The organism is Streptomyces sp. NPDC058880, assembly GCF_042742535.1.
Taxonomy (GTDB): Bacteria; Actinomycetota; Actinomycetes; order Streptomycetales; family Streptomycetaceae; genus Streptomyces.
On record NZ_JBHYMC010000045.1, the window covers coordinates 1 to 23,469 of the forward strand.

Consider the following 23,469-nt stretch of genomic DNA (forward strand, 5'->3'; position numbering starts at 1 on the left):
CCGGGGGGAAGCGCGGCCGCCGCCGTACGGATGCTCGGTTGCGGCCCGGGGTCAGGCACCCATCGCGTGGACGCCGCCGTCCACGTGGACGATCTCACCCGTGGTCTTCGGGAACCAGTCCGACAGCAGGGCGACGACGCCGCGGCCGGTCGGCTCCGGGTCGCTCATGTCCCACTCCAGCATGGAGCGGGTGTTCCAGACCTCGGCCAGCTCGCCGAATCCCGGAATGGACTTCGCGGCCATGGAGCCGATCGGACCGGCCGAGACCAGGTTGCAGCGGATGTTCTCCTTGCCCAGGTCGCGGGCGAGGTACCGGCTGGTGGCCTCCAGGGCGGCCTTGGCCGGGCCCATCCAGTCGTACTGCGGCCAGGCGAACTGCGCGTCGAAGGTGAGGCCGACGACGGCCCCGCCCTCCGCCGGGAAGAGCGGCTTGCAGGCCATGGTCAGCGACTTCAGAGAGAACGCCGAGACATGCATGGCGGTGGCGACCGACTCGAACGGCGTGTTCAGGAAGTTGCCGCCGAGCGCGTCCTGCGGCGCGAAGCCGATGGAGTGCACGACGCCGTCGAGGCCGCCGAGCTCGTCGCGGACGAGTCCCTCCAGGCGGGCCAGGTGCTCATCGTTGGTGACGTCGAGCTCGATCACCTTGACCGGCTTGGGCAGCTTCTTCGCGATGCGCTCCGTCAGCGAGGGGCGGGGCCACGCGGTGAGGATGACCTCGGCGCCCTGCTCCTGCGCCAGCCTGGCCGTGTGGAAGGCGATGGAGGACTCCATCAGCACACCCGTGATGAGGATGCGCTTGCCCTCGAGAATTCCGCTCATGGTGATCAGTGACCCATGCCCAATCCGCCGTCAACGGGAATGACGGCTCCGGTGATGTACGCGGCGTCGTCGGACGCCAGGAAGCGGACGGCTGCCGCGATCTCCTCGGGCTGCGCGTAGCGGGCCAGCGGCACCTGCGCCACGATCCCCGCACGCTGCTCGTCGGTGAGCACCTTCGTCATGTCGGTGTCCACGAACCCGGGCGCGACGACGTTGAAGGTGATGTTGCGGGAGCCCAGCTCGCGGGCGAGCGAGCGGGCGAAGCCGACCAGCGCGGCCTTGGAGGCGGCGTAGTTCGCCTGCCCCGCCGAGCCGAGGAGCCCGACCACCGAGGAGATCAGGACGACCCGGCCCTTCTTGGCGCGGAGCATGCCGCGGTTCGCGCGCTTGACCACCCGGAACGTGCCGGTGAGGTTGGTGTCGACCACGGAGGCGAAGTCCTCCTCGGACATCCGCATCAGCAGCGTGTCCTTGGTGATGCCGGCGTTGGCCACGAGCACCTCGACCGCGCCGTGCGCGTCCTCGATCTGCTTGTAGGCCTGCTCCACCTGCTCGGAGTCGGTGATGTCGCAGCGCACCGCCAGGACACCGAGCTCGGTGAGCGCCTGCGGCGGCTCACCCGACCGGTACGTGATCGCGACCTTGTCGCCGGCCTCCGCGAAGGCTCGGGCGATGGCGAGGCCGATGCCCCGGTTTCCTCCGGTGACGAGAACCGAGCGGCTCAACGGATCACCCTTTCGCTAGCGGTCTGAATACCGAAAACCTATAGGTCGCGTCGCTCGTCCGGGGAATCGACCCCCGACAGGGCCGCGCAGCGGGCTCTGTCGAGTCCCTACAGAAAGATGTAGGCACAAGCACCCCGATCGCGACATGATCGGGGCGACCGTCCCCGACCCCGGGAGGACTTCCGTGCCCCATTCCATCGACGCGGCCTTCACCGCGCTGCCCCTGCGGGCGCTCGCCGACGCGGCGCTCGCCCGGGCCCGCGCGCTGGGTGCCGACCATGCCGACTTCCGGCTGGAGCGGATCCGCAGCGCCTCGTGGCGGCTGCGTGACGCCAAGCCTTCCGGTGGGTCCGACACCACCGACCTCGGCTACGCGGTCCGGGTCGTACACGCCGGCAGCTGGGGCTTCGCCTCCGGCGTGGACCTGACCATGGACGGCGCCGCCAGGGTGGCCTCCCAGGCCGTGGCCATGGCGAAGCTGTCCGCGCAGGTGCTCAGGGCCGCCGGTTCGGACGAGCGCGTGGAGCTCGCCGAGGAGCCGGTGCACGCGGACCAGACGTGGATCTCCGCCTACGAGGTGAACCCCTTCGAGGTGCCGGACGCGGAGAAGGCCGCGCTGCTCGCCGACTGGAGCTCCCGTCTTCTGGCGGCCGACGGCGTGGCGCACGTGGACGCGTCGCTGCTCGCCGTACACGAGAACAAGTTCTATGCCGACACCGCGGGCACCACGACCACGCAGCAGCGGGTCCGGATCCACCCGCAGCTCACGGCGGTCGCGGTGAACGGCACGACGGGCGAGTTCGACTCGATGCGCACCATCGCCCCACCCGCCGGCCGCGGCTGGGAGTACCTGACGGGCACCGGCTGGGACTGGAACGCCGAGCTGGAGGAGATCCCCGGCCTGCTCGCCGAGAAGATGCGGGCACCGAGCGTGCAGGCCGGGCGTTACGACCTGGTGGTCGATCCGTCCAACCTGTGGCTCACCATCCACGAGTCGATCGGCCACGCCACCGAGCTCGACCGGGCGCTGGGCTACGAGGCGGCGTACGCGGGCACCTCCTTCGCCACCTTCGACCAGCTCGGCAAGCTCAGGTACGGCTCTCCGATCATGAACGTGACGGGCGACCGCACCGCTGAGCACGGGCTGGCCACCGTCGGCTTCGACGATGAGGGCGTCCAGGCGCAGAGCTGGGACCTGGTCAAGGACGGCACCCTGGTCGGCTACCAGCTCGACCGGCGGATCGCGAGGCTGACCGGCCTCGGACGTTCCAACGGCTGCGCCTTCGCCGACTCTCCCGGGCACGTGCCCGTCCAGCGGATGGCGAACGTGTCCCTCCAGCCGGACCCCGGCGGACTGTCGACCGAGGACCTCATCGGCGGCGTGGAACGCGGGATCTACGTGGTCGGCGACCGCTCCTGGTCGATCGACATGCAGCGCTACAACTTCCAGTTCACCGGGCAGCGGTTCTTCCGGATCGAGAACGGCAGGCTGGCCGGGCAGCTGCGGGACGTGGCCTACCAGGCCACCACCACCGACTTCTGGGGCTCGATGGAGAAGGTCGGGGGCCCGCAGACCTATGTCCTGGGCGGCGCCTTCAACTGCGGCAAGGCCCAGCCGGGCCAGGTCGCGGCGGTCTCGCACGGCTGCCCGTCCGCGCTGTTCCGCGACGTGAACATCCTGAACACCACGCAGGAGGCCGGCCGATGAGCACGCACGATCACCACGGGATCCGCCGGGGGTCCGGGGGTCGCCCCCCGGGACAGCACAGTCTGAACACCACGCAGGAGGACGGCCGATGAGCCGATCGACCAAGCCGCACGAGATCGTCGAGCGGGCCCTGGAGCTGTCCACCGCCGACGGGTGCGTCGTCATCGCCGACGAGGAGTCGAGCGCCAACCTGCGCTGGGCCGGCAACGCCCTGACGACCAACGGCGTCACCCGCGGGCGGACCCTGACCGTCATCGCGACCGTCGACGGCAAGGAGGGCACTGCCTCGGGGGTCGTGTCGCGCTCCGCCGTCACCGCGGAGGACCTGGAGCCGCTGGTGCGGGCCGCCGAGGCGGCCGCGCGGGGAGCGGGTCCCGCCGAGGACGCCCAGCCGCTGGTCACCGGGGCCCCGGCCTCGCCGGACTTCACCGACGGCCCGGCCGAAACCACCTCCGCCGTGTTCGCGGACTTCGCCCCGGCCCTGGGAGAGGCCTTCGCCCGGGCCCGGGCGGGCGGCCGGGAACTGTACGGCTTCGCCAACCACGAGCTGGTCTCCACCTACGTCGGCACCTCGACCGGCCTGCGGCTGCGCCACGACCAGCCCAACGGCACCCTGGAGCTCAACGCGAAGTCCCCGGACCGCCTGCGCTCGGCCTGGGCGGGCCGCTCCACCCGGGACTTCAAGGACGTGGACCCCACCGCGCTGGACGCGGAGCTCGCCGTACGGCTGGGCTGGGCGGAGCGGAGTATCGACCTGCCGGCCGGACGGTACGAGACGCTGCTGCCGCCGACGGCCGTGGCGGACCTGCTGATCTACCAGATGTGGTCGGCGTCCGCCCGGGACGCGGTGGAGGGCCGCACGGTCTTCTCCAAGCCCGGCGGCGGCACCCGGCTCGGCGAGAAGCTGACCGACCTGCCGCTGACGCTGCGCAGCGACCCGAACGCGCCGGGCCTGGAGTCCGCGCCCTTCGTCATTGCCCACAGCTCCGGCGACGACGTCTCGGCCTTCGACAACGGCCTACCGGTCCCGGCGACCGAGTGGATCCGGGACGGCGAGCTGGCCCGACTCTCGACCACCCGGCACACGGCCGGCCTGACCGGCCTGCCCGTCTCCCCCGGCTTCGGGAACCTGATCCTGGACGGCGGCGGTGACAAGACCCTGGACGAGATGGTCGCGGACACCCGGCGGGGCCTGCTGCTGACCTGCCTGTGGTACATCCGCGAGGTGGACCCGGCCACCCTGCTGCTCACGGGCCTCACCCGGGACGGCGTCTATCTGGTGGAGGACGGGCAGGTCGTGGGCGAGGTGAACAACTTCCGGTTCAACGAATCCCCGGTGGACCTGCTGTCGCGGGCCTCGGAGGCGGGCCGGACGGAGAAGACCCTGCCGCGCGAGTGGAGCGACTGGTTCACACGGGCCGCGATGCCGGCTGTCCGCATCCCGGACTTCAACATGAGTTCGGTGAGTAAGGGCGTCTGACCCACCTAGACTGAGCACGGCATTTCCACAGAACGTAAGGAGTCGAGAGACCGTGACGGACATCGTCGACGAACTGAAGTGGCGCGGGCTCTTCGCCCAGTCCACCGACGAAGAAGCGCTGCGCAAGGCCTTCGCGGACGGTCCGGTCACGTTCTATTGCGGCTACGACCCGACCGCCGCCTCACTGCACGTCGGCCACCTGGTGCAGGTGCTCACGATGCGGCGGCTGCAGCTGGCGGGCAACCGGCCGCTCGCGCTGGTCGGCGGGGCCACCGGTCAGATCGGTGACCCCCGTCCGACCGCCGAGCGCACCCTGAACGACCCCGCGGTCATCGCGGAGTGGGTGACCCGGCTGCGCTCGCAGATCGAGCCGTTCCTGTCCTTCGAGGGCGAGAACGCCGCGGTCCTGGTCAACAACCTGGACTGGACGGCGGGCATGTCCGCCATCGAGTTCCTGCGGGACATCGGCAAGCACTTCCGCGTCAACAAGATGCTGACGAAGGACTCAGTCGCCAAGCGGCTGGAGTCGGACCAGGGCATCAGCTACACGGAGTTCAGCTACCAGCTGCTCCAGGGCATGGACTTCCTGGAGCTGTACCGGCGTCACGGCTGCACCCTGCAGCAGGGCGGCTCGGACCAGTGGGGCAACCTGACGGCCGGCCTGGACCTGATCCACCGGGTCGAGCCGGACGCACACGTCCACGCGATGGCGACCCCGCTGATGGTCAAGGCGGACGGCACGAAGTTCGGCAAGACCGAGGGTGGGGCCGTCTGGCTGGACCCGGAGATGACCACACCGTACGCGTTCTACCAGTTCTGGCTGAACGTGGACGACCGGGACATTTCCACCTACATGCGGATCCTTTCCTTCAGGTCCCGCGAGGAGCTGGAGGAACTGGAGGCGCAGACCGCCGAGCGGCCGCAGGCACGCGCCGCCCAGCGGGCGCTGGCGGAGGAGCTGACCACGCTGGTGCACGGCGCCGACCAGTGCGCCGCCGTGATCGCCGCGTCGCGGGCGCTGTTCGGTCAGGGCGATCTGGCCGAGCTGGACGAGGCCACGCTGGCCGCGGCCCTGTCCGAGCTGCCGCACGCCGAGGTGGCGGAGCCGGCCCCGGTAGTGGACCTCTTCGCACAGACGGGCCTGGTCGCGAGCAAGTCGGCCGGCCGCCGGACCGTGAAGGAGGGCGGCGCCTACGTGAACAACGTGAAGGTCACCGCCGAGGACGCGGTCCCCGCCAAGGAGGACCTGCTGCACGGGCGCTGGCTGGTGCTGCGCCGCGGCAAGAAGAACCTGGCGGCGGTCGAGGTCACCGGCGCCTGACCGGCGCGGGAGGCGGACCCGCACGGCACACGGCGGAGGGGCCGGTTCGGACTCGTGGTCCGGCCGGCCCCTCCGGCGTGTGCCGCACCCCTAAGTCGTCTGCCGACTGCTGCCGCGCATCGCCTTGTAGGCCATTTCGCCAAGGAAGACGAAGAGGACCGCTCCCGCGAGCTGCAGGAGGTGGCGGGTCCAGTCGATGCCCCGGGTGTCGGCGACGCCGATCCAGACGGCGACGGCGTTGCCGAGGATCCCGCCGATGATGCCCATCAGCGTGGTCAGCCACAGTGGCTGGTGCTGTCTGCCCGGCAGGATGGCCCTGGCTATCAGCCCCAGTACGAAACCGACGATGATCGCCCACAACCAGCTCATGTCCAGCCTCCTCCCGGCGCGGTGTGCGCACGTGGGCCCAGTTTCGACCCGTCCGGCGTACCGCGCATTTCGGGCGGCACCGTTGGGGGTCCCCCTGTCCCCGCGGCGGCGGGGGCCGCGTACCGTGGAGAGGGTCCGGGCAGCGGAACGCCCGGCCGGCGATCGGGTGGTAGTGACGTGGAACGGGTCAAGCGACAGAAGCGGAACGGGGCCGAGGTCTTCCGGATCACCGGCGCGCGCATGGGGCTCGCCGAGGACGTGCGGGGCCGCCAGCGCCGCTACGTCATCTCGATGACGGTGCGGACCCTGTCGGTCATCGCGACCGTGCTGTTGTGGAACGTATCGCGCCCGGTGGCTGTGGTGACGCTCGTCGCGGGCGCGCTGCTGCCGTACGTGGCCGTGGTCATCGCCAACGCCGGCCGCGAGTCGACGCCGTCGCTGCCCTCCCATTTCGTCCCGGCTCCCGTCCGTCCGGCGCTGGACGCGGGAAACCTCAATAAAAGCTCAGATCAATCATGAAGTTCCGGTGCACTGCACCGGGTCCTGCGTGACATACTGCTCACGCGCTCCGCATCCCCCGTCGGAGCGACGGACCGACGCCGGGCAGCTCCCCCCGTGGCTGCTCGGCGTCGCCCTTCCGTTCTAGGGTGGGGCCGTGACTTCCTCCGACTCCCCCACCCCCGAAGAAATCCCCACCTGCTCGGCCAAGGGCTGCCGTGACGCGGCCGTCTGGGTCCTCGCGTGGAACAATCCGGCGCTGCACACGCCGGAGCGGCGCAAGACGTGGCTGGCATGCGAGGAGCACCGCGAACACCTCTCCCAGTTCCTGGGGGTCCGCGGTTTCCTCAAGGACGTCGTCGGGCTCGACGCGTGGGTGCAGCCGGAGGGCTCGGAGCGCCCGCGCTGATCAGCCGCCGATCGCGGACATGGGGCGGTCGGGCTGGAGGAACGTCGGGTCGTCGAGGCCGGAGCCGGCCTTCTTGCCCCACATCGCCACCTTCCACAGCCGGGCGATCTCCTCGTCCGGGGCGCCCGAGCGCAGGGCGGAGCGCAGGTCCGATTCCTCGGTGGCGAACAGGCACGTACGGATCTGGCCGTCGGCCGTGAGCCGGGTACGGTCGCACGCGCCGCAGAACGGCCGGGTGACCGAGGCGATGACACCGACGGTGGCGGGGCCTCCGTCGACCACCCAGCGCTCGGCCGGGGCGGAGCCGCGCTCGTCCACACCCTCCTCGGTGAGCGTGAAGCGCGTGCGCAGCGACTCCAGGATGTCCCCGGCGGTGATCATGCCGTCGCGCTTCCAGCCGTGCTGGGCGTCGAGGGGCATCTGCTCGATGAAGCGGAGCTCGTACTGGTTCTCGACGGCCCAGGCCAGCAGGTCGGGGGCCTCGTCGTCGTTGAGCCCCGGCATGAGCACGGCGTTGACCTTGACGGGAGTGAGGCCGGCCTCGCGGGCCGCGGCCATGCCCTCGATGACGTCCTTGTGCCGGTCACGGCGGGTGAGGGTCTTGAACACCTCGGGGCGCAGGGTGTCCAGGGAGACGTTCACCCGGTCCAGGCCGGCGGTCTTCAGGGCCTGAGCGGTGCGGCGCAGGCCGATGCCGTTGGTGGTCAGCGACATCTTGGGGCGGGGCTCCAGGGCCGCGCACCGTTCGACGATCCCGACCAGGCCGGGTCTCAGCAGCGGTTCGCCGCCGGTGAAGCGGACCTCGGTGATGCCGAGCTGCGTGACGGCGATGCGGATCAGCCTGACGATCTCGTCGTCGGTGAGCAGATCGGACTTGCCGAGCCACTGCAGGCCCTCTTCGGGCATGCAGTAGGTGCAGCGCAGGTTGCACCGGTCGGTGAGCGAGACGCGCAGGTCAGTGGCCACGCGGCCATAGGTGTCAAGAAGCACTGTGGGCCCCCTCCCCTGTCCGGAAGTAGACGTACGCGCGACATCGGATCCACTTCACGCGTTCTATTTCGAGACTACGGGACGCATGTGTCGTTCCGTGATGCCCGAATGAACGAGACGTGACACGGCCGTGTCGTAGGGACCTACGACACGGCCACGCCAGGTGTTCGGACGATGTCAGTGCGCCCCCGTTCCGGTGAGGGAGCGCACCTCCAGCTCGGCGAACTTCTGCGGGTCGGCCTTCTCCTTCGTCAGGACGGTTCCCAGCCATCCCAGGAGGAAGCCGAGGGGGATGGAGATGAGGCCCGGGTTCTCCAGCGGGAACCAGAAGAAGTCCGCGTCCTTGAACATCGAGGTCGGCTTTCCGGACACGACCGGGGAGAACAGCACCAGGCCGACGGCCGAAACGAGTCCGCCGTAGATGGACCAGAGCGCCCCCTGGGTGTTGAAGCGCTTCCAAAAGAGGCTGTAGAGGATCGTCGGCAGGTTGGCGGAGGCGGCGACCGCGAAGGCGAGTGCGACGAGCCCGGCCACGTTCAGGTCGCGGGCCAGGGCTCCCAGGCCGATGGCGACCGCGCCGATGACGACGGTGGACCAGCGGGCGGCGCGCACCTCCTCCTGCTCGGTGGCCCTGCCCTTGCGGATCACGTTCACGTACAGGTCGTGGGCGAAGGACGAGGAGGAGGCGAGGGTGAGCCCCGCGACCACGGCGAGGATGGTGGCGAAGGCGACCGCGGAGATCACGGCGAGCAGGACGGCCCCGCCGGTGGAGTCCGCACCGCCGCCGACGGCCTGGGCCAGCAGGGGCGCGGCGGTGTTGCCGGCCCTGTTGGAGGCCAGGATGTCGGCCCGCTCCAGCAGGGCCGCGGCACCGAAGCCGAGGGCGATGGTCATGAGGTAGAAGGCACCGATGATGCCGATGGCCCAGTTGACGGACTTGCGGGCGGCCTTCGCGGTGGGCACGGTGTAGAAGCGGATCAGGATGTGCGGGAGGCCGGCGGTGCCCAGGACGAGGGCGAGGCCGAGGGAGATGAAGTCCAGCTTCGAGGTCGCGTCCTTGCCGTACTTGAGGCCCGGTTCGAGGAACTTGGCCCCCTGACCGCTGTTCTCGGCCGCCTTTCCGAGCAGGTCGGACACGTTGAAGTGGAACTTCAGGAGCACCAGGAAGGTGATCAGGAGGGCGCCCGCGATCAGCAGGACCGCTTTGACCATCTGGACCCAGGTGGTGCCCTTCATCCCTCCGATGGTCACGTACACGATCATCAGGACGCCGACCAGCGCCACGACCGCCACCTTGCCCCCGTCGCTGGTGATGCCGAGGAGCAGGGACACCAGGACGCCGGCGCCGGCCATCTGGGCGAGCAGGTAGAAGATCGAGACCACGATGGTGGAGGCCCCGGCGGCGGTGCGGACGGGCCGCTGGCGCATCCGGTACGCGAGGACGTCGCCCATGGTGTAGCGGCCGGAGTTGCGCAGCGGCTCGGCGACGAGCAGCAGGGCGACCAGCCAGGCCACGAGGAAGCCGATCGAGTACAGGAAGCCGTCGTAGCCGAAGAGGGCGATGGCGCCGGCGATGCCGAGGAAGGACGCGGCGGACATGTAGTCGCCGGAGATGGCGAGGCCGTTCTGGAAGCCGGTGAACTGGCGGCCGCCCGCGTAGAAGTCCGCGGCGTCCTTGGTCTGGCGGCCGGCCCAGACCGTGATGATCAGGGTGGCGACGACGAACAGCCCGAACAGGGTGATGATGAGCGGGCGGTGTTCGGAGGCTCCTGCCGCGAGCGGCGTCAGGTGGTGCGTTCCGCTCATTCGGAGCCCTCCATCCGCGCCTTGATGGCCGCCGCCCGGGGGTCGAGCCTGGCGGCGGCGTGGCGCGCGTACAGCCAGGCGATGAGGAAGGTCGTCGCGAACTGTGCGAGTCCGAGCACCAGGGCGACATTGATGTTGCCGAAGACCTTGGTCCCCATGAAGCCGCCCGCGTAGTTGGAGAGCAGGACGTAGAGCAGGTACCAGGCGATGAAGGCCGCGGTGAGCGGGAAGGCGAAGGAGCGGTAGGAGCTGCGGAGTTCGGCGAACTCGGGGCTCTGCTGGACGCTCACGAACTCATCTGCCGTGGGGCCCGCCAGGGGCGTTCCCGCGCTGCCCGGAGGCGGCGCTGCTTCGGTGGTCACGGGGGGATCTCCTTGTGACGCGGGTGCGGTGGGGACGACGGACAAAACAACCTCCGTGTGGGGGGATCGATGGCGCTGAGCCCCCTCTGTCAACGGCACGGCCGGCGTGTCGGGACGGTTCAACGCCCTTGGATTCTTCGGGGACCGATTTCTCGAACTGATGGCGGAAAGGGGAACGTCGGCACTAGGTTCACTTGTCATGGACCCGCCCGACGCGACCGCGTACGGGCGGCTTTTCAAGATGATCTGGAGAACCCATGGCTCATCTGGGACCCGTCCGCCGGCGTGCCCTCGCCGTACCGGTCGGCCTGGCGCTCACCGCCTCGCTCGCCCTGCTGCCCTCGGTGTCGGCCGCCGCCGCCCCGCTGGCCGGCACCGCGGACACGGCGACGGCTTCGAGGGCCGCGGCCACCGGCCCCGAACTGTCGTACGTGGCGAACCTGAACGCCTACGCCACGGTGAAGGCGGCGAAGAAGGCCGTCGAGCGGGCCGGTGGAACGGTGGTGACGGCCTATGAGGAGATCGGGGTCGTCGTCGCACACTCCCAGAACCCGGACTTCGCCAAGCGGCTGCGCGCCCAGCGTGGGCTGTTCGTGTCCGTCGGCGCCACCCGGACGGCCCCGATGTCGGCCGTGCAGACCACCGAGGAGGGCGCGACCCAGCGGCTGAGCGAGGCGGACGCCGCCAAGGCGGCGGCACAGGCCCAGGAGGGGCAGGAACCGCTCGAACCCAACCAGTGGGACCTGCGGGCGATCAAGGCCGACGAGGCTCACAAGATCAACGATGGCAGCCGGAACGTCACCGTGGGCATCATCGACACGGGCGTGGACGACACCCACCCCGACCTCGCCCCGAACTTCTCCAAGGGCCAGTCCGCCAACTGCGTGGGCGGCGTCGCGGACACCACCGAGGGCGCCTGGCGCCCGTACCCGGACGGCAGCGACCACGGCACGCACGTGGCCGGCACCATCGGCGCCCCGCGCAACGGCATCGGCATCAGCGGTGTGGCGCCCGGCGTGAAGATCGCCGCGATCAAGGTGAGCGAGCCCGGGACCAGCCTCTTCTACACCGAGGCGGTCGTCTGCGGCTTCATGTTCGCCGCCGAGAAGGGGATCGAGGTGACCAACAACAGCTACTACGTCGACCCGTGGCTCTTCAACTGCAAGACCGACGACGACCAGAAGGCGCTGGTGGAGGCCATCGGGCGGGCGACCCGGTACGCCGAGCGCAAGGGCACGCTGCACGTGGCCTCGGCCGGCAACTCCAACCAGGACCTGGCGGCGGCCTCGCTGGAGGACACGACCAGCCCGAACGACACCACCCCGGTCACCCGCACCATCGACCCGAAGGTCTGCCTGGACCTGCCCACGCAGCTGCCGGGCGTGGTCACCGTCTCCGCGACCGGCGACAAGGGCCTGCGCTCGTACTACTCCAGCTACGGCCTCGGGGTCGTGGACGTCGCGGCCCCCGGCGGCGACAAGTGGCAGGTCCCGGCCACCCCGGACGCCAACGGGCGCGTGCTCTCGACCGTCCCGGGCGGCGGCTACGGCTACAAGCAGGGCACCTCGATGGCCGCCCCGCACGTCGCGGGCGTCGCGGCGCTGCTCAAGAGCGCCCACCCGTCGGCGACGCCGTCGCAGCTCCGGACGATGCTGAAGGCGCAGGCCGCCAAGGCGGCCTGCCCGGCGCAGATATACGACGCCACGGGCACCCTGGTCAACGCCACCACCTGCCAGGCCAAGTGGGGCCAGACCGGCTACTACGGCTACGGCGTCGTGGACGCCCTCAAGGCCGTGAAGTAGTCCCGCGCGGTGAATGGCCGGGCCGGGCGGGGACCACTCCGCCCGGCCCGGCCGCGCCCGACGGCGGGCCCGGGCCCGTACCGGCCGCGGATCACGGCTCGCGCACCCGGGGCACCGTCAGGGCTTGATCAGCACCTTGAGCGCGCTGCGGTCGTCCATCGCGCGGTAGCCGTCCGGGACCTCGTCCAGAAGGACGGCACGGTCGAAGACGGGCGACGGGTCGATCGCCCCGCTCAGCACGTCCTCCAGCAGCTCCGGAATGTAGGCGCGGACCGGGGCCACACCACCGCGCAGGGTGATGTTGCGGTCGAACATGACGCCGAGGTCGAGGCCGGTGCCACTGCCGTGCGGGACGCCGACGTAGCCGATCGCCCCGCCGTCGCGGGTGATGTTCACCGCGGTGCGCATGGACTGCTCGGTGCCGACCGCCTCGATGACGCAGTGCGCGCCACGGCCGCCGGTCAGCTCGCGCACGGCCGCCTCGGCGGCCTCGCCGCGCTCGGCGACGACATCGGTGGCTCCGAACAGCCTGGCGATGTCCGTACGGACGGTGTGGCGGCCCAGGGCGATGATCCGCTCGGCGCCGAGGCGCCTGGCGGCGAGGACGCCGCACAGGCCGACGGCGCCGTCGCCGACCACGGCGACCGTGGCGCCCGGACGCGCGCCCGCGCCCAGGGCGGCGTGGTGCCCGGTGCCCATGACGTCGGAGAGGGCGAGCAGGCCGGTGAGCAGGTGGTCGTCGGAGGCGGCCTCGGCGGGCAGCTTCACCAGCGTGCCGTCGGCGTGCGGGACGCGCACGGCCTCGCCCTGACCGCCGTCGTGGCCGACCGAGCCCCAGAACCCGCCGTGGTCGCAGGAGGTGTAGAGGCCCTCCTTGCAGTACTCGCAGGTACCGTCCGACCACATGAAGGGCGCGACGACCAGGTCGCCGGCGCGCAGGCCCGACACCGCCGGGCCGGTCTCCTCCACGACGCCCAGGAACTCGTGGCCGATGCGCTGGCCGGGCTGGCGCGCGGCCTCGCCCCGGTAGGCCCACAGGTCGCTGCCGCAGATGCAGGCACGCAGGACGCGGACGACGGCGTCCTCGGGGCGCTGGATCGCAGCGTCGGGCACCCCCTCCACGCGGATGTCGTGCGGGGCGTGGATGACGGTGGCGCGCATGGTGGTGCAGTCCTCCGGTTCGAGATCGTTCAGTCTTGTACGACTGTGGAACCGTCCTACCGTACGCCTGCTTCGCGCATGGTCGCTCCGGTGGCCAGCAGGTACTGGGCGGCCAGATAGGTGGCCATGATCCAGAAGTCGGGGCGGGGCAGCTGGGGCCACTCGGCGACACCGGTGGCGATGAGGGTGTCGGACAGCAGGAACAGCGCGCCGCCGATGCCGGCCCGTAGGCCGAGGGCGCTGGAGCGGAAGGCCATGGCGGTCAGCAGCAGGCTGTAGCCGGCCACGGGGATGCGCAGGTCAGCGGGCAGGTCGGGCCACAGCAGGGCGACGGTGCCCAGCAGGGCCAGCGCGTAGGCGCCCCCCAGCAGGGGGTTCGCGGGCCGCTTGCCGAACAGGACGAGGTAGCAGACGTGCCCGACGGCGAAGGACCCCATGCCGACCAGGAAGGCCGCCTCGGCGTCGAAGAGCAGGGCCAGGTCCCCGCCCCAGCCGAAGAGCAGGGCGGCGGCCAACAGGCGGGGCGCGCCGCGCGTGATCACGTGGACCACCAGCAGCGGCATCAGGAGCGGCTTGGCGATGACGTGCCCGAGGTGCCAGTCGGCGAGCAGCGACCCGAGGTCGGCGGCGGCGGCCACGGCCAGGCACACGAGGGCGGCGCGGCCGAGCCGCTCCCTGCCGGGCACCGCCCGCTCGGCGGCCCAGGAGGGGCCGGGGCGGCCGGTGGACTCAGCGGTGCTCACGCGGTGGTCTCCTGCACGGCGGCCGGGGCGGGCGCGGATGCCGGGGCGGCGGACGCCGGAGCCGGGGCGGGCGCGGACGCCGGAGCCGGAACGGCTGACGCCGGGGCCGGGGCGGGCGCGGACGCCGGAGCCGGAACGGCTGACGCCGGAGCCGGGACGGGCGAGTCCGCGGGCTGCCAGCCGGGGCCGCGGAACACCCGTCCGGCCCGCTCGCTCCAGGTCCGGGCGGCGCGCACGTCCCGGGCGATGGCGGCGTACTCGTGAGTGGCCACGCGCAGCGGGTTGTAGGTGTTGATGTTCTTGGTGAGTCCGTAGACGGGCTTTTCGGTCTCCCCCACCCAGGAGCCGAACATCCGGTCCCAGACGATCAGGATGCCGCCGTAGTTGCGGTCCAGGTAGCCGCCCTGGGACGCATGGTGGACGCGGTGGTGCGACGGGGTGTTGAAGACGTACTCGTAGGCCCGGGGCAGCTTCCCGATGCGCTCGGTGTGGACCCAGAACTGGTAGAGCAGGTTGATGCCGTAGCAGAAGGGGATCACGGCGGGGTGCACCCCGACCGCCACCATCGGCAGGTAGAACCAGTAGGTCGTGGCACTGGTCCAGGGCTGCCGCAGCGCGGTGGTGAGGTTGAACTTCCGGCTGCTGTGGTGGACCACATGGCAGGCCCACAGGATGCGGATGACGTGGTGGCTGCGGTGCTGCCAGTAGTAGAGGAAGTCCTGGGCGAGCAGCATCAGCGGGACGGTCCACCAGAGCAACGGAACCCGCAGCGGGGTGAGTTCGTAGACGGCGGTGAAGACCGCGACCACCGGGATCTTCCACAGGAGGTCGAAGCCGATGCTGCCGAGCCCCATGCCGATGCTGGTGGCGGCGTCCTTGGTGTCGTACCCGGCCGCGTCCTCGTCGGGATGGAGCCGGTAGCTCACCAGCTCGATGACGGTGAGCAGCACGAAGGCGGGTATGGACCACAGCACGACATCGGGCAGGTTCGGCATGTCCGCACCATAGAGGCGCCTTCGGGGCTGCCGCTAGAGGTTGTTACCGATCGGTATCCATCGAGGTTACCGTCGGTTCGGCCGGGGTGGGGCGCGGCGTGCTGCGCGGGGGTCCTCCCGACCGGCGCCGGGGACGGCGGCGGTCGCCCGCCGGGGCGGCTCGTCCGTCGGAAGCGAGCCGCCCCGGCGTGCCGCGCGGGGCGCTACCAGACCCGGACCGAGCCGCCGCGGGCGAAGGCCGGGCTGGTGGCCTCGGGCGGGACGTGCGCCAGGGGTTCGGCGATCTCCGAGACCAGGGGGCCGTGCTGCGCGGCCAGGGCGTCCAGCCGGGTCAGGTCGAAGCCGTACACGCGGGCCGCGTTGCCGCCGGCCATCGCGGCGACCTCGTCCCGCGGGAGGCCCGCGTAGGCAATGCGGAGGCCTTCGCGGGAGAAGGGGGTCGTGCCCTCGTCGTGGGGGTAGTCGCTGCCCCACATGATCTTGTCGAGGCCGATCCGGTCCCGCAGCGGCACCTCGTGGGGGCGCATGAAGCTGGCCCCCACGAAGCAGTTGTCCCGCCAGACCTCGCTCGGGCCCCTGCCCATCGCCTCGGCGAGGCCCGCCCCGAACTTGGACTCAGCCGTGGCCGAGGCCGCGACCAGGCGGCCGTGGTAGTAGTCCAGCATCTCCAGCACGCCGGGGATCCAGCCGGAGCCCTGCTCGGTCAGGACCAGTCTGAGGCCCGGATGACGTCGAAACGCCCCGCCGAAGACGAGGTGCCACAGGGCACGGTGCGAGAACCAGGTGGTCTCCACCATGAAGACGGCCCGGGCCGCCGGTTCGTCGCCGAGCGGCGGCGAGGCCGAGCCGCCGTGGTGGTTGACCGGGACGTCCAGCTCGTCGCACACCGCCCAGAGGGGGTCGTAGACCTCCGAGTACAGCTCGGGGACCGTGGAACCGGGCGGTACGCCGGGCAGCAGGATGCCCCCCGTCAGGCCTGCCTCCTTCGTGCGGCGGACCTCCCGCACCGCCGCGTCCACGTCGTTGAGGAGGATCTGCGCGACGCCCGCCCGCCGGCCCGGGGCGTCCGCGCAGAAGTCCGCCAGCCAGCGGTTGTGGGCCTGCAGGCCGGCCCAGCGCATCGCGTACTCCGCGGCCGTCGGCGGCTGCGCCATCAGGGAGGCCTTGGGGAAGAACGGCGGGATGGTGTTGGGGAAGACGACCTCGGCGACGATGCCGTCGGCCTCCAGCTCCGCCAGGCGCCGCGCCGAGTTCCAGTTGCGGTCCGCGGTGTCCGCGAGGAGGTCCTCGTACGGGTTCACGTAACCGGCGGCCCAGGCGTCGAAGTCGTCGTGGTGGCGCTTCTCCAGGTACGGCTTGTAGTCCAGGAGGTCGGCGCCCGCGTGGCAGTCCGCCGAGATCACCGTGTAGCGGTCGCCGCCGGTCACTGCGCGACCCCCAGTACCGGGAAGTCGTGGCCGGTCAGCCAGTGCCGTCCCACCTCGCGCGAGCGCGCCCAGGAGGCCGTCACCGCCGCCTGGTCCGGGGACTGGCCCAGCTCGGCCGGGGTGGGGCCGATCCGGCGGGCGAGCGGGGCCAGCTTCGCGGTGTCGAAGCCGAAGACCTCCGCCGCTGCGAGGCCGAGGATCCGGCGGCTCTCGTCGACGGGGATGTCGTGGAAGGTGTTCTTCAGCCAGGTCCGGGTGTTCGGCCAGGTGCCCTCGGGGTGCGGGAAGTCCGAACCCCACAGGATGTTGTCCACGCCGATCTCGTAGCGCTGGGCCAGTTCCCGCCGCTTGGTGTTCGTCGCGCAGACGAACACCTGGCGGTCCAGGTACTCGCTCGGCGGCCGCTTCAGCTCCTCGAAGGGCGAGAGCTTCTTGCCGCCGTGCGCTCCGAGGTAGAGCCGGTCCATGAACCACAGCTGGTTCGGCAGCCACCAGCAGCCCGACTCGGCGACGCCGAACCTCAGGCCCGGGTGCCGCTCGAACACCCCCGACCAGAGCAGGAACCAGAGCGGGCGGGCCGGCCACCAGGTGACCTCGGAGACGAAGATGCCCAGGTGGTCGCCGTACTCGTGGCGCGGCGAGGCCCCGGAATGGGTGACGATGGGCATCCGCGTCTCGGCCGCCGCCGCCCAGACGGGGTCGTAGCGGCGGTCGTGGTAGGGCGCCTGGTCCACCCACATGGCGGGGATCATCAGCGCGCCCAGCCCGGACTCCTTGGCCCGGTGCACCTCGGCGACGACCTTGTCCGGATCGCCCGTGACGGGCAGCAGGGCCACACCGCAATGGCGTTCCGGGGTCTGCGAGACGAACTCGGCCAGCCAGCGGTTGTGCGCCTGCGCGCCCGCCATGCCGAGCTCGGGGTCCTGGTCGCCGGAGAGCCCGAGGCCCACTCCGAAGGGGGCCGCGGTCTGGCTGTCGACGGCGTCCGCGTCGGGGAAGACGACCTCACCGGCCACGCCGTCGCCGTCGAGCTCCTTGAGCCGCTGACCGGTGTCCCAGCCGCCCCGCAGCCCTTCCTCGTGGTCGTGGAACCACTTCTCGGCGAAGGCCTCGTTGCGGATGCCCAGCCGGGTGGCCTCGGCGCGGCGGGCGTCGCGCTGGCCGAGGAACTCGTCGAACCGGCGGTGGTGACGGGAGGCGAGATAGGGGCGGTACTGCGCGGTGGGCAGGCCCGCGTGGCAGTCGGAGGAGATGATCAGGTACGGGTCCTCGTACGGTGTGTCACTCACTGCGGTCGCTCCTCAGTCGAGGATGAAGCTCTCCAGGTAGGCGGGGTCGGCGCGGTCGAGCATCGACTGTGACCGGGCGCGGATCTGCCGGTCGCTGTGCTCGCTCGGCGGCAGCATCCAGAAGCGGCCGGCTCGGATGCCGTCGACGACGTGCTCCGCGACCTCCTCGACCGGGGTGAAGTCCACCTCGCGGCCGGCCTGCTTCATCGCGGCCTCGTACTGGTCGAGGCTGCGGTACGGGGTCCGGCGCGGGCGCTGCTTGGCGTACCGCTCGGGCCGGTTGCGGTGGGACTCCCACAGTCCGGTGCGCAGCATGTGCGGGCCGGGGAAGAGCACGGAGGCGCCGACCGACGCGCCTTCCGCCTTGAGGTGCGCGTAGAGGGACTCGGTCATGGTGACCACGGCGGCCTTGGTGACGGCGTACACGGAGGCGGTGGGCAGCGGGGCGATGCCGCCGTCACCGGAGGAGGTGTTGACGACGTGGCCGGGGGCGCCGCCGGCGATCATGCGGGGGACGAAGGCCTGGATGCCGTGGAAGACGCCCCACACGTTGACGGAGAAGGCCCACTTCCAGTCGTTGGGCTCGTGTTCCCACATCCGGCCCTCCGCGCCGGAGCCGACGCCCGCGTTATTGCACAGGACGTGGACGGCGCCGTAGGCGTCGTAGGCCGCGTCGGCAAGGGCGAGCACGGACTCGCGGTCGCCGACGTCGACGGCCCGGGCGAGCACCTGCGCACCGTCCGCGGTGAGTTCGCCGGCGGCCTTGCGCAGGGCGCCCTCCTCGACGTCGGCGAGGACCACCTGCAGCCCCTCGGCGGCGAAGCGGCGGGCCATGGCGAGGCCGATGCCGCTCGCCGCGCCGGTGACGACGGCCGTCTGTCCCGGTTCGAGCCGCATCTCACAGGCTCCCTTCCGGCGGGCCGTCGAGGAGCTGGAGGGGGTCGTCGTAGCGCTGGTGGATGTACGGGAGCAGGGACCGGGCACTGACCCGCTCGACGACCCGGCCCCTTTGGTCGGTGGTCTTCTCGCCGATGGTGATCTCCACGATCCGGCGGACCGGGAGGTCGGCGACCGGATCGAACATCGACTCGCGCAGGACGACGTCACCGGTGACGTGCTCCAGCCTGCGGACCTTCTCGTTGCGCACGCAGTGCACCAGGACCGGGTCCCCGTCGAAGCCCGAACCGTCCACGGAAGGAAGGAACTTGAAGTAGAAGTCGGTCTTCCGGGTGGGCTCGGGCAGTGGGAGCGGGCGGTCCACGGCGCCGCGCACCTCGACGAAGGCGATCCCGTGCCGGGCGAGGGCCGCGCGTACGACGAGGCCGTCCCGCTCGACGGTGACCTCGCCCAGCTTCTTCGGTTCGCCGAAGACCTCGCGGCCGCCGGTCAGGGCGCGCTCGTGGGTCATCGGCATGACCAGGGGGTACCAGCCCTCCACGCCGTCGTGCCGGGCGGCGACGGCCACCGAGCCGGCGCCGAGCGGGTAGCCGGGCAGGTCGACCTTGCTGATGTTCGCCCGCACCAGGGCCTGTCCGGTCGGCTTGAGCGGCGGCGGCAGGACCGCGGCGACCACGTCGGGATCGGTCTCCCAGACGGCCACCACGCCGGTGGACCAGATGTCGGGGAGCCGGGAACTCTTCTCGCGCGACGCGGCGATCTCGACCTCGGTGCGCGCTCCGTACCGTACGCGTGCCATCTCTCGCACCACCTCTCGGTTCGGTTCTGTAACACAGTTACACCGCTGCCGATGAAGGGTAAAGACCCGTGCGCACACCAGAACTGACGCGGCAACAGATCGGGGGACGGCTGCCATGGCAAGATCCTCGCTGACCCGTGACGAGGTGCTCGACGCCGCCGCGTCCCTGGTTCGACGACGCGGTCCGGCCGCCCTCACGATGCGGGGACTCGCTGCCGAGCTGGGCACCGCCGTGACGTCGATCTACTGGCACGTCGGCAACCGCGAATCGCTGCTCGACGCCCTCGTGGAGCGGACGGTTCAGGAGATGGGCGCAATCCTCCCGGCCGGCCGCACCCCGGCCGAGCGGATGGTCTCGGTGGCCCGGATCCTGCGCCGCGAACTGCGCGAGCGCCCGCACCTCATCGCGATGGTCCACGAACGCGGCCTCACGGAGCGGATGTTCCTGCCCGCCCAGCAGGCCCTCGTCCGCGAGGTGCACGCCGCGGGCCTGCACGGCGCCCGGGCGGCCGACGCGGTGCGCGCCGTGCAGTTCCAGATCGTCGGGTTCCTGCTCGTGGAGCGCAACCGTGAACGCGCCCCCGCCCAGTCCCCGGCCGAGAGCGAGCTCTGGGACCCGGCCACGGCCTCCCACGACCCCGCCCTGGCCCGCGCGCTGGCCCGGCCCGCGGATCCGGAGCGGCTCTTCCTGCTGTCCGTGCGGGCCCTGGTGACCGCCCTGCTGATGGCGCCGCCGCAGGACCGCAGGAGCGGTCCGTGAGCCGGTTTGCGCCGGGACCCGTTGACGGCTGCGGGCTCGAACAGCTGGCCGCCGCGGACCTGGTCTCGGCCCTGGGCTGACCCAGGGTGGGGCTGCGGTGTCGGTCCGTGCCGATATCCTCTGTGACCATGCTCGACGACCGTACGACCGCAGAGACGACGTGGCCGACCGCCTACCCACAGGGGTACGCGGTCGTCGACGTGGAGACCACCGGGCTCGCTCGCGACGACCGGATAGTCTCCGCGGCCGTCTACCGGCTCGACGCCCAGGGCAACGTGGAGGACCACTGGTACACCTTGGTCAACCCGCAGCGGGACCCGGGGCCGGTGTGGATCCACGGTCTGACGAGCGACGTGCTCGACGGGGCGCCGCTCTTCCGGGATGTCGCCGAGGAGCTCACCGACCGGCTCGCGGACCGGGTGCTGGTGGCGCACAACGCCATCTTCGACTGGCAGATGATCGCCCGGGAGTACGCACGCGCCGAGGCTGCCGCGCCGGTCCGTCAGCGGTTGTGCACCATCGCCCTGTCGAAGGAGCTGGACCTCCCGCTGCCCAACCACAAGCTGGAGTCGCTCGCCGCGCACTTCGGCGTGGTCCAGCAGCGCGCGCACCACGCCCTCGACGACGCCCGGGTGCTGGCGGAGGCCTTCCGTCCGTCGCTGCACGCCGCGGCGCGGGGCGGCGTACGGCTGCCCCTGCTGGAGTGCCGGCCGCTGACCGAGTGGTCGGACTCGGCCGCCACCCCCCGCGTGGGCCACCAGGCGTCCTACCGGGGAAGCAGCTGGCGGCCCTCGCGCAGGCGGCCGCCGTGCCCGCACCCCAACCCGGGGCGGTTCGAGGACGGCAAGCCGCTGAAGCAGGGCATGCGGATCGCCTTCTCCGGTGACACCTCGGTGGAGCGGGAGCTGCTGGAGGACCGGACGGTCGAGGCGGGCCTGCACGTCGCGACGAGCGTGTCGCGGCTCACCAGCCTCCTGGTGACGAACGACCCCGACTCGGCGACCTCGAAGACGGTCAAGGCGAAGTCGTTCGGCACCCCGGTGGTCGACGAGGCCGCCTTCACGCAGCTGCTGCGGGACGTGGCCCCGGCCGGGGAATGACCGGGCGGTGAGCGGACCGGCCGAGGCCTGTTGGGCCGGCCGGGTGTCCGCGCAGCGACTCACCAGGGTGGATCTTGTTCCACCGCTGCGCCGTGCGCACCATGCGGCGCATGGCACGTTGTGAGGTCTGCGGAAACGATTACGGCATGTCCTTCGAGGTGCACGCGCAGGGCGCCGTGCACGTCTTCGACTGCTTCTCCTGCGCCATCCACCGCATGGCGCCCATCTGCGAGCACTGCCGGGTCCAGATCATCGGACAGGGCGTCGAGGTCGAGGGCCAGTGGTTCTGCGGAGGGCACTGCGCCCGTGCGGAAGGGAAGGTGGGCATCGTCGACCACGTCTGAGCGCCGCTCCGCCTCCTGCCGCGACCCCGGAAGGCCACCCGGCCGCCGGGGTCACCGTCCGCCGGGGTACCGTCGTGGGCGTGTACCGCTTTGTGCTGACCCGGCAGTGGGTGTGCCTCACCCTCATCGCCCTCGTCCTCATCCCCGTGATGATCAAGCTCGGGTTCTGGCAGTACCACCGCCATGTGCACCGGGTCGCACAGAACCAACTGATCGAGGCGAACCTGCGGGCGGAGCCGGTCCCGGTGGCGGAGGTCACCTCCCCCGGACACAAGGTTCCCCGCGCCGACTTCTGGCGCGCGGTCACCGCCACTGGCACGTACGACTCCGCGCACGAGGTGGTCGTACGGATGCGGACCTCGAACGACGACAGGGTCGGCTTCCACGTCCTGACCCCGCTCGTCCTCGCCGACGGCCGGGTGGTGCTGGTCAACCGCGGCTGGGTGGCGGGCGGGGACGACCCGCGCGCCTACCCACCGGTGCCGGCCGCGCCCGCGGGCGAGGTCACGGTCACCGGCCGGCTGAAGGCCGACGAGACGAGCGGCGGCAGCGGCATCAAGGACCGCAAGGGCCTGCCCGACCGGCAGGTGATGCTCATCAACAGCGAGCAGCAGGCCGAGTCCCTGGGCCGGCCCGTGCTCGGCGGGTACCTGGAGCTGACCGATCCGGCTCCGGCGGAGGGCGGCCCCGAGACCGTCGCCGACCCCGACCACGACTCGATCGGCGCGCACATGGCCTACGCGGTCCAGTGGTGGCTGTTCGCCTCCGCGGTACCGGTGGGCTGGCTGGTCCTCGTACGGCGCGAGAGGCGCGATCGCGAGGAGGCCGCGGCCCGGGCCGAAGCCGCCGAACAGGAGCCCGCGACGGCGTAGCGTGTCGGGCATGGATCTTGGACTGAAAGACCGTGTCTACATCGTCACCGGGGCCACGCGCGGCCTCGGCTTCGCCTCCGCCCGGGAACTGGTCGCCGACGGCGCGAAGGTCCTCGTGACGGGTCGCGACGAGAAGCGGACGGCCGAAGCCGCCGCGGAACTCGGCCCCAATGCCGTGGGAGCGGCCGCGGACAACGCGGATCCGGCGGCGGCCGGGCGGCTCATCGCCACCGCGCGCGAGCGCTTCGGCCGTTTCGACGGCATCCTCATCAGCGTCGGCGGGCCCGTGCCGGGCTTCGCCGTCGACAGCACCGACGAGCAGTGGTCGGACGCCTTCGAATCGGTCTTCCTCGGTGCGGTGCGCCTCGCCCGGGCGTCCGCCGCGGTGCTGGGCGAGGGCGGGGTCATCGGCTTCGTCCTGTCGGGCTCGGTCCACGAGCCGATTCCCGGCCTGACCATCTCCAACGGCCTGCGCCCCGGTCTGGCCGGCTTCGCCAAGTCCCTCTCGGTGGAGCTCGGTCCGCGCGGCATCCGCGTCGTCGGCCTCCTGCCGGCCCGCATCGACACCGACCGGGTGCGGGAGCTCGACGCGCTGTCGGGCGACGCCGCCGCCGCCCGCGCGGGCAACGAGTCCCGTATCCCGCTGCGCCGCTACGGCTCCCCGCAGGAATTCGGCCGCACGGCCGCGTTCCTGCTGTCGCCGGCCGCCTCGTACCTGACGGGCGTGATGCTCCCGGTCGACGGCGGCTCCCGGCACGGCTTCTGACCGCACGTCGCCACCCCCGCCCGT

General features: G+C 71.5%; 24 protein-coding genes. 11 read left to right on the top strand and 13 right to left on the bottom strand.

What is annotated here, in order from left to right:
* Positions 1–51: 51 nt before the first annotated feature.
* Both fabI and fabG read right to left on the bottom strand, forming a co-directional pair.
* Positions 52–822 (bottom strand): enoyl-ACP reductase FabI, encoded by a 771-nt coding sequence (gene fabI, locus ACFW2G_RS22990; protein WP_037930663.1) that lies wholly within the window; start codon positions 820–822, stop codon positions 52–54.
* Between the two features lie 5 nt (positions 823–827).
* Positions 828–1,547 carry a 3-oxoacyl-[acyl-carrier-protein] reductase gene (fabG, locus tag ACFW2G_RS22995; RefSeq protein WP_031148971.1) on the bottom strand — a complete coding sequence of 240 codons (720 nt, stop codon included), beginning with the start codon at positions 1,545–1,547 and terminating at the stop codon, positions 828–830.
* Positions 1,548–1,692: 145 nt separating this feature from the next.
* On the opposite strand from fabG, the gene ACFW2G_RS23000 reads away from it, so the two are divergent.
* From ACFW2G_RS23000 to tyrS, 3 genes are all read left to right on the top strand, one after another.
* On the top strand, positions 1,693–3,255 hold the full coding sequence (locus ACFW2G_RS23000; RefSeq protein WP_384451688.1) for a TldD/PmbA family protein: 1,563 nt from the start codon (positions 1,693–1,695) through the stop codon (positions 3,253–3,255).
* Between the two features lie 88 nt (positions 3,256–3,343).
* Positions 3,344–4,735, top strand: coding sequence for a metallopeptidase TldD-related protein (locus ACFW2G_RS23005; RefSeq protein ID WP_384582883.1), 1,392 nt, complete (start codon positions 3,344–3,346; stop codon positions 4,733–4,735).
* Between the two features lie 52 nt (positions 4,736–4,787).
* Positions 4,788–6,056 carry a tyrosine--tRNA ligase gene (gene tyrS, locus ACFW2G_RS23010; RefSeq protein ID WP_037930644.1) on the top strand — a complete coding sequence of 423 codons (1,269 nt, stop codon included), beginning with the start codon at positions 4,788–4,790 and terminating at the stop codon, positions 6,054–6,056.
* Between the two features lie 90 nt (positions 6,057–6,146).
* Here tyrS and ACFW2G_RS23015 read toward each other — a convergent pair whose 3' ends face one another.
* On the bottom strand, positions 6,147–6,425 hold the full coding sequence (locus ACFW2G_RS23015) for a GlsB/YeaQ/YmgE family stress response membrane protein (protein ID WP_384582886.1): 279 nt from the start codon (positions 6,423–6,425) through the stop codon (positions 6,147–6,149).
* Positions 6,426–6,665: 240 nt separating this feature from the next.
* On the opposite strand from ACFW2G_RS23015, the gene ACFW2G_RS23020 reads away from it, so the two are divergent.
* Positions 6,666–6,944: a DUF3099 domain-containing protein gene (locus ACFW2G_RS23020; RefSeq protein WP_052031394.1), complete on the top strand. Its 279-nt coding sequence runs from the start codon at positions 6,666–6,668 to the stop codon at positions 6,942–6,944.
* Positions 6,945–7,080: 136 nt separating this feature from the next.
* Positions 7,081–7,332: a hypothetical protein gene (locus ACFW2G_RS23025; RefSeq protein ID WP_037930637.1), complete on the top strand. Its 252-nt coding sequence runs from the start codon at positions 7,081–7,083 to the stop codon at positions 7,330–7,332.
* Here the strand turns inward: ACFW2G_RS23025 and moaA are convergent, their stop codons facing one another.
* The 3 genes from moaA to ACFW2G_RS23040 all read right to left on the bottom strand — a co-directional run bounded on the left by moaA (position 7,333) and on the right by ACFW2G_RS23040 (position 10,490).
* Complete coding sequence (gene moaA / locus ACFW2G_RS23030) at positions 7,333–8,322, bottom strand: GTP 3',8-cyclase MoaA (RefSeq protein ID WP_037930634.1); 990 nt, start codon at positions 8,320–8,322, stop codon at positions 7,333–7,335.
* 177 nt (positions 8,323–8,499) lie between these two features.
* A complete protein-coding gene (locus tag ACFW2G_RS23035) occupies positions 8,500–10,128 on the bottom strand; it encodes a cation acetate symporter (RefSeq protein WP_037930631.1) in 1,629 nt (542 codons plus the stop codon).
* A complete protein-coding gene (locus ACFW2G_RS23040) occupies positions 10,125–10,490 on the bottom strand; it encodes a DUF485 domain-containing protein (RefSeq protein ID WP_037930627.1) in 366 nt (121 codons plus the stop codon). The genes ACFW2G_RS23035 and ACFW2G_RS23040 overlap by 4 nt, the downstream gene beginning before the upstream one ends.
* Before the next feature lie 257 nt (positions 10,491–10,747).
* On the opposite strand from ACFW2G_RS23040, the gene ACFW2G_RS23045 reads away from it, so the two are divergent.
* Positions 10,748–12,292, top strand: coding sequence for a S8 family serine peptidase (locus tag ACFW2G_RS23045; protein ID WP_037930625.1), 1,545 nt, complete (start codon positions 10,748–10,750; stop codon positions 12,290–12,292).
* A gap of 117 nt (positions 12,293–12,409) precedes the next feature.
* Here the strand turns inward: ACFW2G_RS23045 and ACFW2G_RS23050 are convergent, their stop codons facing one another.
* The 7 genes from ACFW2G_RS23050 to ACFW2G_RS23080 form a co-directional block, all read right to left on the bottom strand.
* The gene (locus ACFW2G_RS23050; protein ID WP_384582889.1) at positions 12,410–13,453 is read right to left on the bottom strand and encodes a zinc-dependent alcohol dehydrogenase family protein; all 1,044 of its coding nucleotides are present in this window, start codon (positions 13,451–13,453) and stop codon (positions 12,410–12,412) included.
* A 56-nt stretch (positions 13,454–13,509) separates the two neighbouring features.
* On the bottom strand, positions 13,510–14,196 hold the full coding sequence (locus ACFW2G_RS23055) for a lysoplasmalogenase (protein ID WP_384451703.1): 687 nt from the start codon (positions 14,194–14,196) through the stop codon (positions 13,510–13,512).
* Positions 14,193–15,191: a sterol desaturase family protein gene (locus tag ACFW2G_RS23060; protein WP_384582892.1), complete on the bottom strand. Its 999-nt coding sequence runs from the start codon at positions 15,189–15,191 to the stop codon at positions 14,193–14,195. Before ACFW2G_RS23060 ends, ACFW2G_RS23055 begins: the two co-directional genes overlap by 4 nt.
* A 203-nt stretch (positions 15,192–15,394) precedes the next feature.
* A complete protein-coding gene (locus ACFW2G_RS23065) occupies positions 15,395–16,618 on the bottom strand; it encodes an amidohydrolase family protein (RefSeq protein ID WP_037930224.1) in 1,224 nt (407 codons plus the stop codon).
* The gene (locus ACFW2G_RS23070; protein ID WP_384582895.1) at positions 16,615–17,907 is read right to left on the bottom strand and encodes an amidohydrolase family protein; all 1,293 of its coding nucleotides are present in this window, start codon (positions 17,905–17,907) and stop codon (positions 16,615–16,617) included. The genes ACFW2G_RS23065 and ACFW2G_RS23070 overlap by 4 nt, the downstream gene beginning before the upstream one ends.
* A 12-nt stretch (positions 17,908–17,919) precedes the next feature.
* Positions 17,920–18,804: an SDR family NAD(P)-dependent oxidoreductase gene (locus tag ACFW2G_RS23075; RefSeq protein ID WP_384451712.1), complete on the bottom strand. Its 885-nt coding sequence runs from the start codon at positions 18,802–18,804 to the stop codon at positions 17,920–17,922.
* A gap of 1 nt (position 18,805) precedes the next feature.
* The gene (locus tag ACFW2G_RS23080) at positions 18,806–19,603 is read right to left on the bottom strand and encodes an acetoacetate decarboxylase family protein (RefSeq protein ID WP_384582898.1); all 798 of its coding nucleotides are present in this window, start codon (positions 19,601–19,603) and stop codon (positions 18,806–18,808) included.
* A 115-nt stretch (positions 19,604–19,718) separates the two neighbouring features.
* Between ACFW2G_RS23080 and ACFW2G_RS23085 the strand changes: the two genes are divergently transcribed.
* The 5 genes from ACFW2G_RS23085 (at position 19,719) to ACFW2G_RS23105 (ending at position 23,445) form a co-directional block, all read left to right on the top strand.
* Positions 19,719–20,363, top strand: a complete 645-nt coding sequence (locus tag ACFW2G_RS23085) for a TetR/AcrR family transcriptional regulator (RefSeq protein WP_037930217.1) — start codon at positions 19,719–19,721, stop codon at positions 20,361–20,363.
* Positions 20,364–20,485: 122 nt separating this feature from the next.
* Positions 20,486–21,463, top strand: a complete 978-nt coding sequence (locus ACFW2G_RS23090) for a DEDDh family exonuclease (RefSeq protein ID WP_384582964.1) — start codon at positions 20,486–20,488, stop codon at positions 21,461–21,463.
* A gap of 110 nt (positions 21,464–21,573) precedes the next feature.
* A complete protein-coding gene (locus ACFW2G_RS23095; protein WP_075972011.1) occupies positions 21,574–21,807 on the top strand; it encodes a hypothetical protein in 234 nt (77 codons plus the stop codon).
* 80 nt (positions 21,808–21,887) lie between these two features.
* On the top strand, positions 21,888–22,679 hold the full coding sequence (locus tag ACFW2G_RS23100; protein WP_037930289.1) for an SURF1 family protein: 792 nt from the start codon (positions 21,888–21,890) through the stop codon (positions 22,677–22,679).
* A gap of 10 nt (positions 22,680–22,689) precedes the next feature.
* The gene (locus ACFW2G_RS23105) at positions 22,690–23,445 is read left to right on the top strand and encodes an SDR family oxidoreductase (RefSeq protein ID WP_384582901.1); all 756 of its coding nucleotides are present in this window, start codon (positions 22,690–22,692) and stop codon (positions 23,443–23,445) included.
* Positions 23,446–23,469 lie beyond the last annotated feature (24 nt).

Coding starts and splice junctions, on each gene's coding strand:
- fabI (WP_037930663.1), bottom strand. CDS start 822: ATGAGCGGAATTCTCGAGGGCAAGCGCATCCTCATCACGGGTGTGCTG.
- ACFW2G_RS23000 (WP_384451688.1), top strand. CDS start 1,693: ATGATCGGGGCGACCGTCCCCGACCCCGGGAGGACTTCCGTGCCCCAT.
- ACFW2G_RS23005 (WP_384582883.1), top strand. CDS start 3,344: ATGAGCCGATCGACCAAGCCGCACGAGATCGTCGAGCGGGCCCTGGAG.
- ACFW2G_RS23015 (WP_384582886.1), bottom strand. CDS start 6,425: ATGAGCTGGTTGTGGGCGATCATCGTCGGTTTCGTACTGGGGCTGATA.
- ACFW2G_RS23020 (WP_052031394.1), top strand. CDS start 6,666: ATGGGGCTCGCCGAGGACGTGCGGGGCCGCCAGCGCCGCTACGTCATC.
- ACFW2G_RS23035 (WP_037930631.1), bottom strand. CDS start 10,128: ATGAGCGGAACGCACCACCTGACGCCGCTCGCGGCAGGAGCCTCCGAA.
- ACFW2G_RS23045 (WP_037930625.1), top strand. CDS start 10,748: ATGGCTCATCTGGGACCCGTCCGCCGGCGTGCCCTCGCCGTACCGGTC.
- ACFW2G_RS23050 (WP_384582889.1), bottom strand. CDS start 13,453: ATGCGCGCCACCGTCATCCACGCCCCGCACGACATCCGCGTGGAGGGG.
- ACFW2G_RS23060 (WP_384582892.1), bottom strand. CDS start 15,191: ATGCCGAACCTGCCCGATGTCGTGCTGTGGTCCATACCCGCCTTCGTG.
- ACFW2G_RS23075 (WP_384451712.1), bottom strand. CDS start 18,804: ATGCGGCTCGAACCGGGACAGACGGCCGTCGTCACCGGCGCGGCGAGC.
- ACFW2G_RS23080 (WP_384582898.1), bottom strand. CDS start 19,603: ATGGCACGCGTACGGTACGGAGCGCGCACCGAGGTCGAGATCGCCGCG.
- ACFW2G_RS23085 (WP_037930217.1), top strand. CDS start 19,719: ATGGCAAGATCCTCGCTGACCCGTGACGAGGTGCTCGACGCCGCCGCG.
- ACFW2G_RS23095 (WP_075972011.1), top strand. CDS start 21,574: ATGGCACGTTGTGAGGTCTGCGGAAACGATTACGGCATGTCCTTCGAG.
- ACFW2G_RS23105 (WP_384582901.1), top strand. CDS start 22,690: ATGGATCTTGGACTGAAAGACCGTGTCTACATCGTCACCGGGGCCACG.